We start from the raw sequence: 15,428 nt of genomic DNA, 5'->3' as shown, positions 1-15,428 counted from the left end.
CCTCCTTCGCGTCAGTTGCCATCAGATTCCGCCGGCGAACCTGGGTCAGGAACCGGTGGGGGCGGCGAAGGCGAGAACGAAGCCCAGGATGGCCAGGGCCTCGATCAGGGCGAAGCCCAGGTAGATGTTGGTCTGGAGCGGACCGCGCGCCTCGGGCTGGCGGGCGATGGCCTGCATGCCGAGACCGAAGACGATACCGACACCGATACCGGCGCCGATGACGCTGATGCCGTAACCGATGGTGTTGATGTTGCCGGTGATCGCAGCGATGTCCATTGATGTTTCCTTTTACTCGACGTCCGGCGTTGCGCTTCGCAAGTGGGTCAGTTCGCCGGTGTGGACGGATCTGTGGCTTCCCGCAATCCTGCCCGGCCCGGGGGGACCGGGGGGTGTGCGGGGATCAGTGGGCCGCTTCGAGGGACTGGTTGATGTACAGGCTGGCCAGGAGCGTGAAGATGAACGCCTGGACGGCCATGATCAGGATCTCGAAGAGGAAGAAGGCCAGGTAGCCGAGCAGAGCGGCACCGGAGAAGAGCACCGAAACCGTACTCAGGACCGGTCCGGCCGTCAGGTTCAGCATGTACCAGCCGCCGTAGGCGAACACGGCGAGCAGCAGGCTGCCCGCGAACATGGTCGCGAAGAGACGGAGGGCGTGCGTCACCGGCCGGATGAGGAACACCGAGAGGATTTCGATGGGGGTGACCAGGATGTAGATCACCTTGGGCATCCCCGGGGGGAAGATCTGGTTGCGGAAGTAGCCCCAGCCGCCCTGGTTGCGGACGCCGATCACGATGGTCATGACGTAGATGACCGCCGCCAGCATGGCCGTGAAGGCCAGGTTGCTGTTGACCGGCAACATACCGGGGATCAGGCCGGTGAAGTTCATGGCCAGGATGAGCGTGAACACCGCCGTCATGAACGGCAGGAAACGGTCGCCCTTGGCGCCCATCGTGGGACGGGTGATCTGGTCGCGCACGAAGAGGACCAGCATCTCTCCGACGCTCTGCCTGCGCCCGGGGACGAGGCTCAGCTTGCGGCTGAACCACGACCACAGAAGCAGGACGGCACCGACCGCGACGAGCAGCAGGACCAGGTAGAGGTCGATACCCGCGCTGCCGGGAACGTTGGTGTACCACGGTTCGGGGAAGAACATCCCGATAGTGGGCGGCGTGAAACCGCACCCGTTGTCACCGAACAAGTGGCAATTCGGTTCGGCCGCGAGAATGCGCACGTCAGCACTCACGGCGAATCCTTTCGTCGTGACGCAAGAAAGCCTCGTTGATGGTTGTTGCGGAGCGTTGTCGCGCGAACCGCGACGCCGGACTGGTTGGGGGACTCAGGAGCGACGGGACTTGGCGACGATCAGGTAGATCGCGCCCGCCATTCCCAGAACCGCCCCGATGGGCAGGAACAGTGCCTGGAAACCCAACAGCTCGTCCGCGGCCCAGCCGATCGCGCTCCAGACGAGCACGCCCGAGAGCAGAGTGGAGAAGAGGGCCCACCCGTCGGACTGACGCGACACCGAATCCTCGTGCGCGTCTGTCTTCCTGGTCGGTTCGCTGCTCATCTCGCTCCGGAATATAGCATGTGAGCTCGGACGGGGACTCTGAGTCCCAGCCGTCGGGGAGCATCGTATTACGCCCGCTTCGAGGGGCACGGCCGGGGGACTCCATCACCCGTTCTCCGCGCTCTCGACCGGGTCCACGTGGAGCGTCTTCGTCCTGGAGATCGTCCAGGTCTGGCCGCCCAGCCAGGCCAGGACGACGGCCAACGCGCTGTACACGAAGGCCGAGCTGTTCAGGCTGGCCACGAACGAGCTGTTGCCCAGGGTGACCAGGACAACGCCGAGCACCGCCATCTTGAGGACGAAGCCCACGAGGTTCGCCGCGAGGAAGAGGTCCTTGTTCCGGCGGGTGACGAGGATGACGCCCGCCTGTCCCAGACCGAAGCAGCCGAGAACGACCACCGAGGCCAGCGCGGAGCCGGCCAGGCCCGGCGTGCCGGCGAGAAGCGCCGATACCGCCAAGGCCAGAAGGGCGCACGCCACACCCGGAAGCGCGGCACCGCGGAAGGCCCTCCAGGCGTCGTTTTCCTGCATGGCGAAGCTCCGTCTGGGGTCGTGGTTGCCTGCTCGTGAAAGCTATCACAAGGTTTTTGGTGCTGAATCCGGGGGTTCCTTAACGCGACCTTAACGGTCCACGAAGTGCCCGATCCAGGCGGTCTTCCGCGCCCGTGTCGCCTTCGCCACACCTGTCCGACCACCGTATCCGCAGGTCAGAAGCGCCTTCTTTCGTCCCCAAAGTAAGGCACGCGAGGACCCGGTCAGCCATCAGTTGGCGAATCGTGACCTGGGGCCGTCTTGACGCTTTCCTTGCGCCGCGGGAACAGCCGTCCGCGCCGTCGCAGGCGGGGCAGGGCGATGAGGCCAACCGCACACATGGCCACCAGCGCGGTCACCGCCAGCACGATGACCCAGGAGTCGAACACCGACAGGGCGACGGCGGCGAAGGCGACGATCCCCGCCCACAGGTACATCAGCAGGACCGCGCGCACGTGGCTGTGGCCCATGTCCAGCAGGCGGTGGTGCAGGTGGCCCCGGTCCGGCGCGAACGGGGACTTGCCCGCCAGGGTCCTGCGCACGACGGCCAGCACCAGGTCGGCCAGCGGAAGGGCGATCACCAGCAGCGGCAGCGCGATCGGCAGGAACACCACCAGCCCGGAGTTGAACCCCTCGCGCGCGGTGTTGGCGTCGAACTGCCCGGTCACCGTGATGGTGATCGAGGTCAGCAGCAGGCCCAGCAGCATGGCCCCGGTGTCGCCCATGAACACCTTGGCCGGGTGGAAGTTGTGGCAGAGGAAACCGGCGCACGTGCCCGCGAGGATGATCGCGATCATCGCCGGATAGGACTGGCGCACGAAACCCTGCTCCACCGCGACGACGTAGTAGTAGGCGAAGAAGGCCAGGGAGGAGATGGCGACGATGCCCGCCGCCAGGCCGTCGAGGCCGTCGGCGAAGTTGACCGCGTTGATGGTCACCACGATCAGCAGGATCGAGATCATCGCGCCCAGCCACGGCCCGAGGGAGAGCTGGGTGCCGGGCAGCGGCAGCCACAGCAGCTGCACCCCCTGCCAGACCAGGATGCCCGCGGCGGCGGTCTGCCCGGCGAGCTTGCTCAGCGCGTCCATGCCCCAGCGGTCGTCGATGACGCCGACGATGGTGATGAGCCCGCCCGCGAGCAGCAGGCCCATCCAGGTGTCGGCGAGGAAGACGTCCTGGAGGTGGGGCAGCTGGGCCGAGATCAGCAGGGCGGCGGCGAACCCCCCGTAGATGGCCAGCCCGCCCAGTCGCGGGATGGGCTCGGTGTGCACGTCGCGGTCGCGCACCGGCGGCGTGGCGCCGAAGGCGATGGCGAACCGGCGCACCAGCGGAACGAGCAGGTAGGTCACCGCGGCGGCGATGACGAAGGTGAGCGCGTACTCACGCACGTCCTGGCCCCTCTAGTTCTTGTCGCCGTCGGGGGCGGTCCCGGGAGCGCCCCGGTCCTCCTCGCGCGGGGCCTGCGGCTCCGGAGCCGGGGCCTCCCCCGCGTCCTCGGCCTCGGCGCCCTCCGGCCGCGCGGGCTTGCGCGGCCCCTTGCGCAGCTCGCCGATCACGGTGCCGCACACCGCGCGCAGCTGTTCGATGGAGATGGCGCCCGCGCGCAGCACGCGCGGGACGGCGTAGGTCAGGTCGACGATGGTGGAGGAGACGCGGGACTCGGTCTCGCCGCCGTCCAGGTAGACGGCGACGTCCTCGTCACCGAGCTGCTCGACGGCCTCCTCCACGCGGGTCGCGGAGGGCTGGCCGGACTTATTGGCGCTGCTCACCGCCATCGGCCCGACCTCCTTGAGCAGGTCCAGGGCGACCGGGTCCATCGGCATGCGCACGCCCACGGTGCCCTTGGTGTCGCCCAGGTCCCAGGACAGGCTGGGGGTGGCGGTGCAGACCAGGGTGAGCGGGCCGGGCCAGAACTCCTCCATGAGGTCGCGGCCGTGGTTGCCCAGGTCGTCGACGAGGGCGTTGGCGGCGCGCATCGAGCCGACCAGCACTGGCGGGGGCATCTCGCGGCCCCGGCCCTTGGTGGCGAGCAGCCTGGCCACCGCGGTCGGGCTGAAGGCGTCGGTGCCGATGCCGTACACGGTGTCCGTGGGCAGCACCACAAGGTCGCCTCGGCGTACCGCGGACGCGGCGTCGGCGATGCCGTCCTTGCGGGCGGTCTCGTCCGCGCAGTCGTAGATGCGGCTCATATGATCGTCGGGCGTGGAAGCTCTGGCCTTCAGGCCGGGGAGGGAACGCCCGTCTCCTTCCTGAAGGTGTAGGCGTAGCCATCCGCACGTTGGAGCAGGCGGACGTACCTGTGATTGATGCCCGGCTGACGGCCGTTCGCGGTCATGATGTCGAAGTTACCCTTGGCGCGGACCAGGACTCGGCCGGTGTGGGTGCCCCGCCTCTTTCCGGCAGGGACAACGGCGTGCACCAGGTCCCCAGTGGTGAAGCCGTAGTGGCGTTTGGCCCGATCCCGCCGCAACTGGGGAAACCCGTACCGGTCCGGGGTCGTCCTGGCATACGACCCGCGTCCCGAGCAGCTCACAGTCAAGGCGGTACTGACCGCCTCGGTGATGGTGGCTACCTTGCCGACGGAGAGCGCGTCCAACGTGTGGGTCTTTGGTAGGTGATTACGCATACGGTTCCACTTGGTACGCCCGCCCGTCGCGACGCGGGTGGGTAGGCGCTCATCAAGAAGGCGCCACAGCACCCACCGGATCGACTGTACAGCGGCGGCGTCTCGCAGCGGCGCCTTGGTCCGGGACCTGATTCGGGCCAGGATCTTCGGGCTGTTCACGAACTCCTCCACCGGCCGGTCGCCCTTGGCCTGATTGGAGGGCACACATGCCAGGACCAGATTGGAGACACGGTCCGTGCCTCCCCTGGAGCGGGGGTGGACGTGGTCGACGTTGACCGGCACCCCGGTCACGCCGCAGTAGACACAGGTTCGGCTGAACTTGGCAAGCAGGTACTCGCGTACCTCGAATCCGCACAGAGTGCCGTATTGGTATTCGACTCCCTCCAGCGTCCGACCAATGGAGAGGACGTGGGTGTCGAACGCCACCCTCTCCACATACACGCCCCTGACGGGTGACCACCGGGCCAGACGATTCACCCAGGAGATGGTGGTATCCACACGGTGCCGAAGTGACGGGGGCAACCATCCCTTCGGGCGAACGCGGTTGGCGAACCGGGGGGACCGGTAACGCAGGTTCCGTGTACGACGTCCACGTCGGTACGCGGCGCGCTGCTGCACCTTCCTACGGACCTGGGCACCCCGATAGTCGGGCTGGATCGAGTACCGGCCCCGCCGTTCTCCGGTTTCCTGCGTGAACACGGCGATACCGGTGTGCTTGCTGCCAGGATCGACGCCCAGTTCGACCCCATCGATCTCCGAATCGGCGGCAACACGGTCCTTCAAACGGATTACGAAAGGGGTGTGGTGTGCGACGACGGCGCGCCCCTTCGCCAAGAGCATGCGAGCCCGCGCGGGCGAACAGGGTTGTAACGGGGTGCCGTGTTTGTCCAGGACGAACACGGACGAATGGACTTGTTGAACGGTGTGGGCCTCACGGACCGGCTCCCCTGCCCCGGAGGGCACGGGGGTGACGCCGCCCACGGCAGGTGAACCGCTGGCGGTCTCCCCTCGACCATGTTCCGTGCCGGTTACCACACGTGTGTGGTGTCCGCGCCCCGTTTCGTTCCCGATCCAGGGAGTGTCTGCTGACGCGGATTCCAGAGCAGGCCGCTGAGGAAGCACGGCCTGGTGGGTCTTCTGTCCTACACGGAACGTAGCCATCAAAGTCACCTCCTCCATGGATGATGGCTGGGTCTGGTAACGGCGGCTGTCAACCACGTGGGCTGGCAACTCGGCCTTAAGGCCGGGATCCCGTTACCTCACTCTTTGACGGAGTCCACCGGGTTCACGGTCGGACCGGGATACGGGGGGGCGCCAGTGACGCTCGGGCGCCGGCGGGGTTCTGGAGGAGTCGGACGTGCCGCCAGCGACGAAGGAGCCGGGCACGGGAGACGCCGCTGTGTTTCCCGCGACCCGTTCCCGCCCTTCGGGCGCCAGAGCGCGTGGGCGAAGCGAACCGGACAACGCGATCAGCCGTCCCCGTCGGCGCGGCGCATGACCACGAAGCGGTCGCGCCGGGCCAGGTCCTTGCGGTTGAGGACGTCGCGCCAGCCCCTGTCCTCGGGGAAGAGCCAGGGGATGTCGATGCCCTGGCCGTCGTGGTGCTCCACGGCCATCGCGCCGCCGGGGCGCAGCAGCCTGCGGCCGACCGCCTCCAGCGCGCGGATCATGTCCAGGCCGTCCTCACCGGACCACAGCGCGGGGGCGGGGTCGTAGTCGCGCACCTCGGGCGGGATGGCTCCGGCCTCGCGGGTGGGGACGTAGGGGGGGTTGCTGATGAGCAGGTCCACGCGCCCGTTGAGCTGGGGAAGGGCGGTGCGCATGTCGCCGTGGTGGGAGGTGACCCGGTCGGCGTGGCCGCTGGCGTCGATGTTGCGCCGGGCCCAGGCCAGGGCGTCGGGGTCGACCTCCACCGTGTGCACGCGCGAGCGCGGCACCTCCTGCGCGATGGAGATGGCGATGGCTCCCGAGCCGGTGCCGAGGTCGACCACCAGGGGGTCGGCGACGTCCATGGCGCGCAGGGTCTGGATGGCCCAGTCCACCATGATCTCGGTCTCGGGGCGGGGCACGAAGACCCCGGGTCCGACGCGGAGTTCGAGGTAGCGGAAGTAGGCGCGGCCGGTGATGTGCTGGAGGGGTTCGCGGGCCTCGCGCCGGGAGACGCACTCCCAGTAGCGGGCGTCGAAGTCGGAGTCGGCGACCGTGTGCAGCTCCCCTCGACGGACACCGTGCACGAACGCCGCGAGTTCCTCGGCGTCGGCGCGAGGTGAGGCCACGCCCGCCTCCGCGAGTCTGCGCGTCGCGCGGGCGACCTCGTCGAGCAGGACGTTCATGACGACTGAGCCGCTTCGAGCCTTTCCTTGGTGTCCGCGTCCACCAGGGCCTTGACGACCCCGCCGAGTTCCCCGTCGAGGACCTGGTCGAGGTTGTAGGCCTTGTAGCCGACCCGGTGGTCGGAGATGCGGTTCTCGGGGAAATTGTAGGTGCGCACGCGCTCGGACCGGTCCACCGTACGGACCTGGCTCTTGCGCTCGGCGGCGGCCTCGGCGTCCGCGCTGGCCTGGGCCTCTGCGTAGATGCGGGCGCGCAGGATGCGCATGGCCTGCTCCTTGTTCTGGAGCTGGCTCTTCTCGTTCTGGCACGAGGCGACGATGCCGGTCGGCAGGTGGGTGATGCGCACGGCGGAGTCGGTGGTGTTGACGCTCTGGCCGCCGGGCCCGGAGGAGCGGTAGACGTCCACGCGAAGGTCCTTCTCGTGGATCTCGACCTCGATGTCCTCGGCCTCGGGAACCACCAGCACACCGGCGGCGGAGGTGTGGATGCGGCCCTGGGACTCGGTGACGGGGACGCGCTGCACGCGGTGCACGCCGCCCTCGAACTTGAGCATCGGCCACACGCCCGAACCGGGCTCGGGGGTGCCCTTGTTCTTGAAGGCGATCGTGATGTCCTTGTACCCGCCGAGGTCGGAGTGGGTGGAGTCGATGACCTCGGTCTTCCAGCCCTGGCGCTCGGCGTAGCGCAGGTACATGCGCACCAGGTCGCCGGCGAAGAGGGCGGACTCCTCACCGCCCTCGCCCGCCTTGACCTCCATGATGAGGTTCTTGTCGTCGGCGGGGTCGCGGGGGATGAGCAGGACGCGCAGGCGCTCGGTGAGGCGCTCGGCCTCCTCGGTCAGGCGGTCGGCCTCCTCGGCGAAGGAGGAGTCCTCGGCGGCGAGCTCGCGCGCGGCGTCGATGTCGCTCTCGACCTCCTTGAGCGCACGGTAGGTCTCGATGATGGGGGTGAGCTGCGCGTAGCGTTTGCCCAGCGTGCGCGCCCTGGCCTGGTCTGCGTGCACCTCGGGGTCGGCGAGCTGCTGTTCCAGCTCGTAGTACTCCCCCAGTAGGTCGTCCAGCTTCACGTTCGCCCGCCCCCGTCGTGTTGTGCCTGCCTCGCCTGTCCGTCTCCCCCTCGGGGGTCAGCCTGGTCCCGCGGAGCCGGATGAGGGCCCCGCGGGACGGCGGGCGGCGCTACTTGCGCTTGCCGAAGCGCTTCTCGAAGCGGGCGACGCGGCCGCCGGTGTCCAGGATCTTCTGCTTGCCCGTGTAGAACGGGTGGCACTCGGAGCACACCTCGGCGCGGATCTTGCCCTCGGTGACGGTGCTGCGGGTGGTGAAGTGGGCACCGCAGGTGCAGGTCACCTCGGTAGCGACGTACTCGGGGTGGATGTCGGCCTTCATGTGTGTCTCCTCATCAGGGGCGCGACCGCCGGACGCATGACTGGCCGGGCCGCCGGGGGGCGGGTCGGTCGTCGTGGGCCATGCGCGAACCGGTGTCGCGGCGATCCGGGTAACGGGGCGGCGGGCCCCGCCGAAGCAGGGGCGGGCCACTCCCCGCTACCAGTTTGCCAGACCCACAACGTTGCCGGGACCAGTACCTATTCCTCCCCCTTCCGGCGGCCTGCCTCCGGGGCGGTTCCGGCGGTGCGGGAGGGGGGCCTGTTCGCGTCGGCCCTGCGCATGAGGAGGACGAGGGAGGCGAGCGCGGCGAGGACCAGGAGGAGCATGACGGTGCCGGCGTTGGGACCGAACCCGTAGACGAAGACGTAGCTCACCGATCCCGCCAGCAGCACGTAGTAGGTCATGGGCAGGAGGCTCTGGCGGATGAGGTCGCCCTCGCGCCCGGCCAGGCCGACCACCGCGGAGGCGGCGACCACGTTGTGCACGGTGATCATGTTGCCTGCGGCGCCGCCCACGGCCTGGGTGGCCACGACGGTCTCGGGCGGAATGCCGATGCGTTCGGCGGTGGAGAACTGGAAGAGGGAGAACATCAGGTTGGACACGGTGTTGGAGCCCGCGACGAAGGCGCCCAGGGCGCCGATCCAGGGGGCGTAGAGCGGCCAGGTGGTCCCGCCCAGTTCGGCGGCTCCGGCGGCGAGGGTGAGCGGCATGCTCTCCATGGCGGTGTCGCCGAAGTCGCCTCCGGTGTTGATGAAGACGCGGACGAGCGGGACGGCGAAGAGCAGGGCGACGGCCGCCCCGGCCAGCTGCGATCCGGCCATCCGCCAGGAGTCGAGGATCTGGCGGCGCGTCATGCGGTGCAGGCCGTAGGTGAGCAGGCAGACGAGGATGAAGGTCGCGCCGGGAGAGTAGAGGGGTTCGACGAGCTGGGAGACGGGGGTGCCGAAGATGTCGGTGGCTCCGACTGTGACGCCGGTCAGCCAGTTCTCCAGGGGCGTGACGGTGCGGGTGGCCACCAGCAGCGCGGCGACCATGAGGTAGGGCGCCCAGGCGGCCAGGAAGCCGACGCGCCTGCCGTCGGCGGGAGCGGTCTCGCCGTCCCCCGGGGAGAGCGTGCCGCTCCAGCGGGCCAGCCAGTCCTCGCGGGGCGGGAAGTCCCAGGTCCGCTTGGGCATGAGGAAGCCCTTGCGCGCGGCCAGGACGACGATGACCAGGCCGGTGAGACCGCCGAGGAGGCTGGTGAACTCCACGCCGAGGAAGTGGTTGTACAGGACCGAGGGGACGGTCATGGCGAAGGCCGCGAACAGCGCGAACCTCCACACCCCGAGGCCGTCGGAGAAGCGCCGGTTCCCGCCGTAGAAGCCGCAGAGCATGCAGCAGATGAAGAGCGGGACGAGGGTTCCGGCGACGGCGTGCAGCAGGACGGTCTGGAACCCGATGAGGCTGACGAACCCGGGCACGTCCAGGCCGAGTTCGGCGGCGCGCGCGGCGACCGCGGACGAGCCCTCCAGCCCTCCGGAGACGCCGACGAGGATGGGTGTGCCCACCGCGCCGAAGCTGACCGGCGTGCTCTGGATGACCAGGCCGACCATGACGGCGGCCATCGCGGGGAAGCCCAGGGCGAGCAGGAGCGGCGCGGCCACGGCCGCGGGGGTGCCGAAGCCGGAGGCGCCCTCGATGAAGCTGCCGAACAGCCAGCCGATGATGATCGCCTGGACGCGGCGGTCGGGGCTGATGTCGGTGAAGGTGGCGCGGATGGTGGCGACGGCGCCGCTCTTGGTGAGGGTGGACAGCAGCAGGAGCGCGCCGAAGATGATGTAGAGCAGACCGATCGCGAGGATGAGTCCCTGGACGGTGGAGGCCGCGATCGCGACCCAGTCGGTCCGCCAGAAGAGGACGGCGACGGCGACCACGACAACGTATCCGGCGGGCATCGCGTACATGGCCGGGAGGCGGAACCCGACGAGCAGGACGCCGACGAGGACGATCGGGGCGAGCGCGAGGAGGCTGAGTAGGGCGAGGTTGTCCATCCGGGCGGCTCCCTGGTGCGGGGACTACTCGACGGCGCGACCCTAGATCGTTTTCCTGCCGCGGGATACACCCTTCTGTGATCCGCAACACAGTAGTGATCTTTTTCGCCTCACGGGCTCGTTCTTCCGCGATTCGAAAGGAGAGCGGTGGCGGAAGCGACCGGTCGGGCGCGGGCCCGCGCGGGACTCCGCCCGGGGCGGGCGCGTTGTTCCACGCGGACACGACGAAGCCCCCCTCCCGGAACGGGAGAGGGGCCTTGCTTCGACCGGGGGTCGCGGGTCAGCGCTCGGGGCCCACGGTGGTCTTCTGGATCTGGAGCAGGAACTCGGCGTTGCTCTTGGACTCCTTCATCTTGTCCAGGAGCAGCTCGATCGCCTGCTGGGTGTCGAGCGCGTGCAGCACCCGGCGCAGCTTCCAGACCACGTTGAGCTCCTCGGACGACATGAGGATCTCCTCCTTGCGGGTGCTGGACGCGTCCACGTCCACCGCCGGGAAGATCCGCTTGTCGGCCAGGCTCCGGTTGAGCTTGAGCTCCATGTTGCCGGTGCCCTTGAACTCCTCGAAGATCACCTCGTCGGCGCGCGAGCCGGTCTCGACCAGCGCCGTGGCCAGGATGGTCAGCGAGCCGCCGCCCTCGATGTTGCGGGCCGCGCCGAAGAAGCGCTTGGGCGGGTAGAGCGCCGTGGAGTCCACACCGCCGGACATGATGCGCCCGCTGGCCGGGGCGGCCAGGTTGTAGGCGCGGCCCAGGCGGGTGATGGAGTCCAGCAGGACGACGACGTCCATGCCCATCTCCACGAGCCGCTTGGCCCGCTCGATGGCCAGGTCGGCGACGACCGTGTGGTCCTCGGCGGGCCGGTCGAAGGTCGAGTGGATGACCTCGCCCTTGACCGTGCGCTGCATGTCGGTGACTTCCTCGGGCCGCTCGTCGACCAGGATCACCATCAGGTAGCACTCGGGGTTGTTCTCGGTGATGGCGTTGGCGATCGCCTGCACCACCATCGTCTTGCCCGCCTTGGGCGGGGAGACGATCAGCCCGCGCTGACCCTTGCCGATCGGCGCCACCAGGTCGATGATGCGCGTGGTGAGGATCTGCGGCTCGGTCTCCAGGCGCAGGCGCTCCTGGGGGTACAGGGGGACCAGCTTGGAGAACTCCTGGCGGCCCCGGGCTTGGTCGGGCGACATGCCGTTGACCGAGTCCAGGCGCACCAGGGCGTTGAACTTCTCCCTGCGCTCGCCGTCCTTGGGCTGGCGGACCGCGCCGATGATGTGGTCGCCCTTGCGCAGGCCGTGCTTGCGGACCTGGGCCAGGGAGACGTAGACGTCGCTCTGGCCGGGGAGGTAGCCGGTGGTGCGCACGAAGGCGTAGTTGTCCAGGATGTCGAGGATGCCCGCGACCGGCAGCAGGACGTCGTCCTCGCCGATCACCGGCTCCGGCTCCTGGCCCCCGCCGCGTCCGCGGCGGTCCCGGCGGTCCCGGCGGCGCCCGCGGCGGCGTCCGCCGAAGTCGTCGTCGTCGCCACCACCGCCACCACCGGAGCCGCGGCCCTGGTTCTGGCCGCCACCACCCTGCTGGGCGTTGCTGTTCGCGTTCTGGTCGTCACCGCCGCGGTTGCGGTTGCGGCGGTTGCGCTGGCGCTCGCGACCCTGCCCGGACCTGTTGTCACGGTCCTCGGCGGAGTCGGGGCCGTTCTTCTGGGGGGTGCTGGATGTCTTGGTCACGCTGCTCGCGGAGGTAGAGGATTCGGCGCCGTCCACCGCCCGGGGCTGGTCGCCGGGCTCGTCACCGCGTCGGCGGGACGAACGACGACCGCGGGAGGGCTTGTCGCCCCGTCCGCCCTGGGGGTCGGTCACGGCCTGGTCCGACGGCTGCTTGTCCGCGCGCTTGCGCGGGGCCTCGTCCGAGCCCGGCGTCTCGGGAGCCTCGGCCCGGCCGTCGGTTGCCTCGACCTTACCGGCCTTGGACGCCGTCTCTGCGCTCTTTGCTGTTTTGGCCTTCGTGGGGCCGCCGACCGGGCCGCCCTGCTTGGCCTCGATCGCGGCGATGACGTCGCTCTTGCGCATGCGCCCCGTACCGGTGATACCCAGGCTGGACGCGAGCTTCTGGAGCTCGGGGAGCTTCAGGGCCGCGAGACCGGTGCCGCGCGACGCCGTGCGGGACCGCGAGGGCGTGGCTGTCGGCGCGCCATCGCCAGCCTCCGTCACGGAAACGCCGGTGGTGGCTTTGTCTTCGACCGCCGCGTCCGTTCGGAGTTCGGTGGTGTCGCTCACTAAGGGTCCTTCCCAAGGAGCGGGCGTCGGCCGTCAGCGGGTGCTGGAGCGGCCGGCCCGGTGGTGCGAACCGGCAGGGCCGGGTAGGGCGTGCCCCACGTGGATGTTCGGAAACCGGCGTGAAGGCGGTCCCGTACCCAATCGCGACGGGCTCTGGGTACAGCCAGACGTCGGGGCGGATGGCTCGGTGGTGTTGCCCGTCCATCGTGGAGACACGCTCATCCGAGGAGGAGCGGGCTGCGATGACGTTGGCGACAGTCGCGGGAGAACCGCGGACTCGACACGTCGGCCGCCGCTTCCGGTTGGTCGTGGGACCGGACCACCGGAGTATGGGACGCGAAGGCCGTTGTGGCGGATGAGCACTCGCCCCGCAACGGGGCATCTGGTGCTTCACCTAGCCTAACACCACCACAGGCCACGGCTATTCCTCGACACAGGTGCTACGGATGGGGAGATGGGGACCGCACCCCCGCCAGCTCCACGAGCAGGGGGCGTATGTCCCAATTCTTACCCGCCCTCCGGCGGATCGAATCAACCTGGTCCGCGATTTCCGGCGAATCCGCGGACGCCTCCCCCGCACCCGTGGAGCACAGGACCAGGACCGTCGGCCCCGCCCCGGAGACCACCGCGGGCAGTTTCTCGTGTTGCCGCAGGTCACGGATGAGGTCGAGGGTGTCCGGCATGGCCGGGGCGCGGTAGGACTCGTGTAGCCGATCCCGCGTGGCCGCGTACAGGGCCTCGGGATGGCCACAAACGGCCGCGGTCATCAGCGCGGCGCGCCCGGCGTTGAACGCGGCGTCGCCGTGGGGCACCCGTTCGGGCAGCAGCCCGCGGGCCCGCTCGGTGGACAGCCGCCACTCGGGCACGCACAGCACCGGCAGGACGCGGGGGTCCGGGGCCAGGGACACCGCGCCCCAGCGGTCGCCGTCGCGGTAGGCGACCGTGTAGCCGCCGTAGACGCAGGGGGCCACGTTGTCGGGGTGGCCCTCGATGTCCGCGGCGATCTGGTAGACGCCGTCGCGGTCCGGTCCGCCGTCGGGGCCGGTGCGCCCCAGCAGGGCGCTGGCGGCGGCCACGCCGCCGACGATCGCCGAGGAGGAGGAGCCCAGACCGCGCGCGTGCGGGACTCCGTTGACGCAGGTCAGGTCGAGCCCGGGCAGTTGTTCCCCGGCCCGTTCGAAGGTCTCGCGCATGGCGCGCACCACGAGGTGGCGCTCGTCGAGGGGGACCTCACCGGCGCCCTCCCCCTCGACGCGCACGCGCAGCTCGCCGTCCTCTCGGAGGGACGCCTCGAACGTGTTGTACAGGCGCAGTGCCAGGCCCAGGGCGTCGAAGCCCGGTCCCAGGTTGGCGCTGGTGGCGGGGGCCTGGACGGACACCCGGGTGGGACGTGATGGGCTCACGGTGGGTTCCTTCGGTGTTCTCGCGCTCTCGCGGGCCCGGCCGGGGGCCGGGCACCGGGGGCGGAGCGGGCGGGTCAGGCCAGGTCGAGGGCCTGGGCCGCGGCGAGGGCGTCGACCGGGACGGTGATGGCTGAGGAGGCTCCGGCCAGCGCCCAGTCGGGGTCCTTGAGGCCGTTGCCGGTCACGGTGCACACCACGCGGCTGCCGGGCTCGACCAGCCCCGCCTGGACGGACTGGAGCAGGCCGGCGACGCTGGCGGCGGAGGCCAGCTCCACGAACACGCCCTCCTCGGCGGCGAGGAGCTTGTAGGCGGCCATGATCTGGCGGTCGGTGACCTTGTCGATGAGGCCGCCGGACTCGTCGCGGGCCTGCTCGGCCAGCTTCCAGGAGGCGGGGTTGCCGATGCGGATGGCGGTGGCGATGGTGCTCGGGCTGGTGACGGGCGCGCCGTTGACGATGGGCGCGGAGCCGCTGGCCTGGAAGCCGAGCATGCGCGGGTTGCGGGTGGAGACCCCGTCCCTGGAGTACTCGGTGTAGCCCATCCAGTAGGCGGTGATGTTGCCCGCGTTGCCCACGGGGATGCAGTGAACGTCGGGGGCGTCGCCGAGGGCGTCGACGATCTCGAAGGCGGCGGTCTTCTGCCCCTGGAGGCGGTAGGGGTTGACCGAGTTCACCAGGGCGACCGGGTAGTCCACGCTGAGCTTGCGGGCCAGTTCGAGGCAGTCGTCGAAGTTGCCGTCGACCTGGAGCAGGCGGGCGCCGTGGACGAGGGCTTGGGCCAGCTTGCCCATGGCGATCTTGCCCTGGGGCACCAGCACGGCGCAGGTCATGCCCGCGCGGATGGCGTAGGCGGCGGCGCTGGCGCTGGTGTTGCCGGTGGAGGCGCAGATGACGGCCTTGGCGCCGTCCTCGGCGGCCTTGGTGATGGCCATGGTCATGCCGCGGTCCTTGAAGGACCCGGTGGGGTTGAGCCCCTCGACCTTGAGGAAGACCTCGCAGCCCGTGAGCTCGGACACGCGCGTGGCGGGCAGCAGGGGCGTGCCGCCCTCCTGGAGGGTGACAACGGGGGTGCTCTCGTTGACGGGGAGGCGGTCGCGGTACTCCTCGACGATGCCTCGCCACGCCCGTGCCATGCTCACGACTTGTCCCTTTCGGGTGGATGCGGCTTCGCTTGACGCGCGGTGGAAGCGGCGGGGCTCCCGGACGGCCCGGCGGCGCGTCCGTCGTCCCCACCAGCTACGAGTCTATGACCCCGCCCGCACTATCTCGAATCGCGGTCG

At 69.7% G+C, this 15,428-nt stretch carries 14 protein-coding genes; all 14 read right to left on the bottom strand.

What is annotated here, in order from left to right; all coding sequences use genetic code 11:
- Positions 1–45 precede the first annotated feature (45 nt).
- The 14 genes from atpE to thrC all read right to left on the bottom strand — a co-directional run bounded on the left by atpE (position 46) and on the right by thrC (position 15,281).
- Positions 46–276 carry an ATP synthase F0 subunit C gene (gene atpE, locus PV789_RS05585; protein WP_013151386.1) on the bottom strand — a complete coding sequence of 77 codons (231 nt, stop codon included), beginning with the start codon at positions 274–276 and terminating at the stop codon, positions 46–48.
- A gap of 124 nt (positions 277–400) precedes the next feature.
- The gene (atpB, locus tag PV789_RS05580) at positions 401–1,231 is read right to left on the bottom strand and encodes a F0F1 ATP synthase subunit A (protein ID WP_047868486.1); all 831 of its coding nucleotides are present in this window, start codon (positions 1,229–1,231) and stop codon (positions 401–403) included.
- Between the two features lie 105 nt (positions 1,232–1,336).
- Entirely contained in the window at positions 1,337–1,567 is a 231-nt protein-coding gene (locus PV789_RS05575; RefSeq protein ID WP_274976434.1) for an AtpZ/AtpI family protein, read from the bottom strand.
- Between the two features lie 105 nt (positions 1,568–1,672).
- Positions 1,673–2,098, bottom strand: coding sequence for a Cg1360 family ATP-synthase-associated protein (locus PV789_RS05570; protein ID WP_274976433.1), 426 nt, complete (start codon positions 2,096–2,098; stop codon positions 1,673–1,675).
- Between the two features lie 224 nt (positions 2,099–2,322).
- Entirely contained in the window at positions 2,323–3,486 is a 1,164-nt protein-coding gene (locus PV789_RS05565; protein WP_274976432.1) for an MraY family glycosyltransferase, read from the bottom strand.
- 12 nt (positions 3,487–3,498) lie between these two features.
- Positions 3,499–4,287: an L-threonylcarbamoyladenylate synthase gene (locus PV789_RS05560; RefSeq protein ID WP_274976431.1), complete on the bottom strand. Its 789-nt coding sequence runs from the start codon at positions 4,285–4,287 to the stop codon at positions 3,499–3,501.
- A 29-nt stretch (positions 4,288–4,316) separates the two neighbouring features.
- Complete coding sequence (gene iscB, locus PV789_RS05555; RefSeq protein WP_274976430.1) at positions 4,317–5,624, bottom strand: RNA-guided endonuclease IscB; 1,308 nt, start codon at positions 5,622–5,624, stop codon at positions 4,317–4,319.
- Positions 5,625–6,193: 569 nt separating this feature from the next.
- Positions 6,194–7,057, bottom strand: coding sequence for a peptide chain release factor N(5)-glutamine methyltransferase (gene prmC, locus PV789_RS05550; RefSeq protein ID WP_212641312.1), 864 nt, complete (start codon positions 7,055–7,057; stop codon positions 6,194–6,196).
- Positions 7,054–8,124 carry a peptide chain release factor 1 gene (gene prfA / locus PV789_RS05545; protein ID WP_248773719.1) on the bottom strand — a complete coding sequence of 357 codons (1,071 nt, stop codon included), beginning with the start codon at positions 8,122–8,124 and terminating at the stop codon, positions 7,054–7,056. The genes prmC and prfA overlap by 4 nt, the downstream gene beginning before the upstream one ends.
- A 109-nt stretch (positions 8,125–8,233) precedes the next feature.
- Positions 8,234–8,443: a 50S ribosomal protein L31 gene (gene rpmE / locus PV789_RS05540; RefSeq protein ID WP_013151378.1), complete on the bottom strand. Its 210-nt coding sequence runs from the start codon at positions 8,441–8,443 to the stop codon at positions 8,234–8,236.
- A 197-nt stretch (positions 8,444–8,640) separates the two neighbouring features.
- Positions 8,641–10,473 (bottom strand): L-lactate permease, encoded by a 1,833-nt coding sequence (locus PV789_RS05535; RefSeq protein WP_274976429.1) that lies wholly within the window; start codon positions 10,471–10,473, stop codon positions 8,641–8,643.
- 280 nt (positions 10,474–10,753) lie between these two features.
- The gene (gene rho / locus PV789_RS05530) at positions 10,754–12,745 is read right to left on the bottom strand and encodes a transcription termination factor Rho (RefSeq protein WP_274976428.1); all 1,992 of its coding nucleotides are present in this window, start codon (positions 12,743–12,745) and stop codon (positions 10,754–10,756) included.
- 440 nt (positions 12,746–13,185) lie between these two features.
- On the bottom strand, positions 13,186–14,124 hold the full coding sequence (thrB, locus tag PV789_RS05525) for a homoserine kinase (RefSeq protein WP_274978056.1): 939 nt from the start codon (positions 14,122–14,124) through the stop codon (positions 13,186–13,188).
- A 98-nt stretch (positions 14,125–14,222) separates the two neighbouring features.
- The gene (thrC, locus tag PV789_RS05520; protein WP_274978055.1) at positions 14,223–15,281 is read right to left on the bottom strand and encodes a threonine synthase; all 1,059 of its coding nucleotides are present in this window, start codon (positions 15,279–15,281) and stop codon (positions 14,223–14,225) included.
- Positions 15,282–15,428 lie beyond the last annotated feature (147 nt).

The sequence above is a fragment of the Nocardiopsis camelliae genome, from assembly GCF_028993595.1.
GTDB classification, from domain to species: Bacteria; Actinomycetota; Actinomycetes; order Streptosporangiales; family Streptosporangiaceae; genus Nocardiopsis; species Nocardiopsis dassonvillei.
Note: the sequence above shows the minus strand (reverse complement) of the source record. Positions and strands in the feature narration are given on the sequence as shown.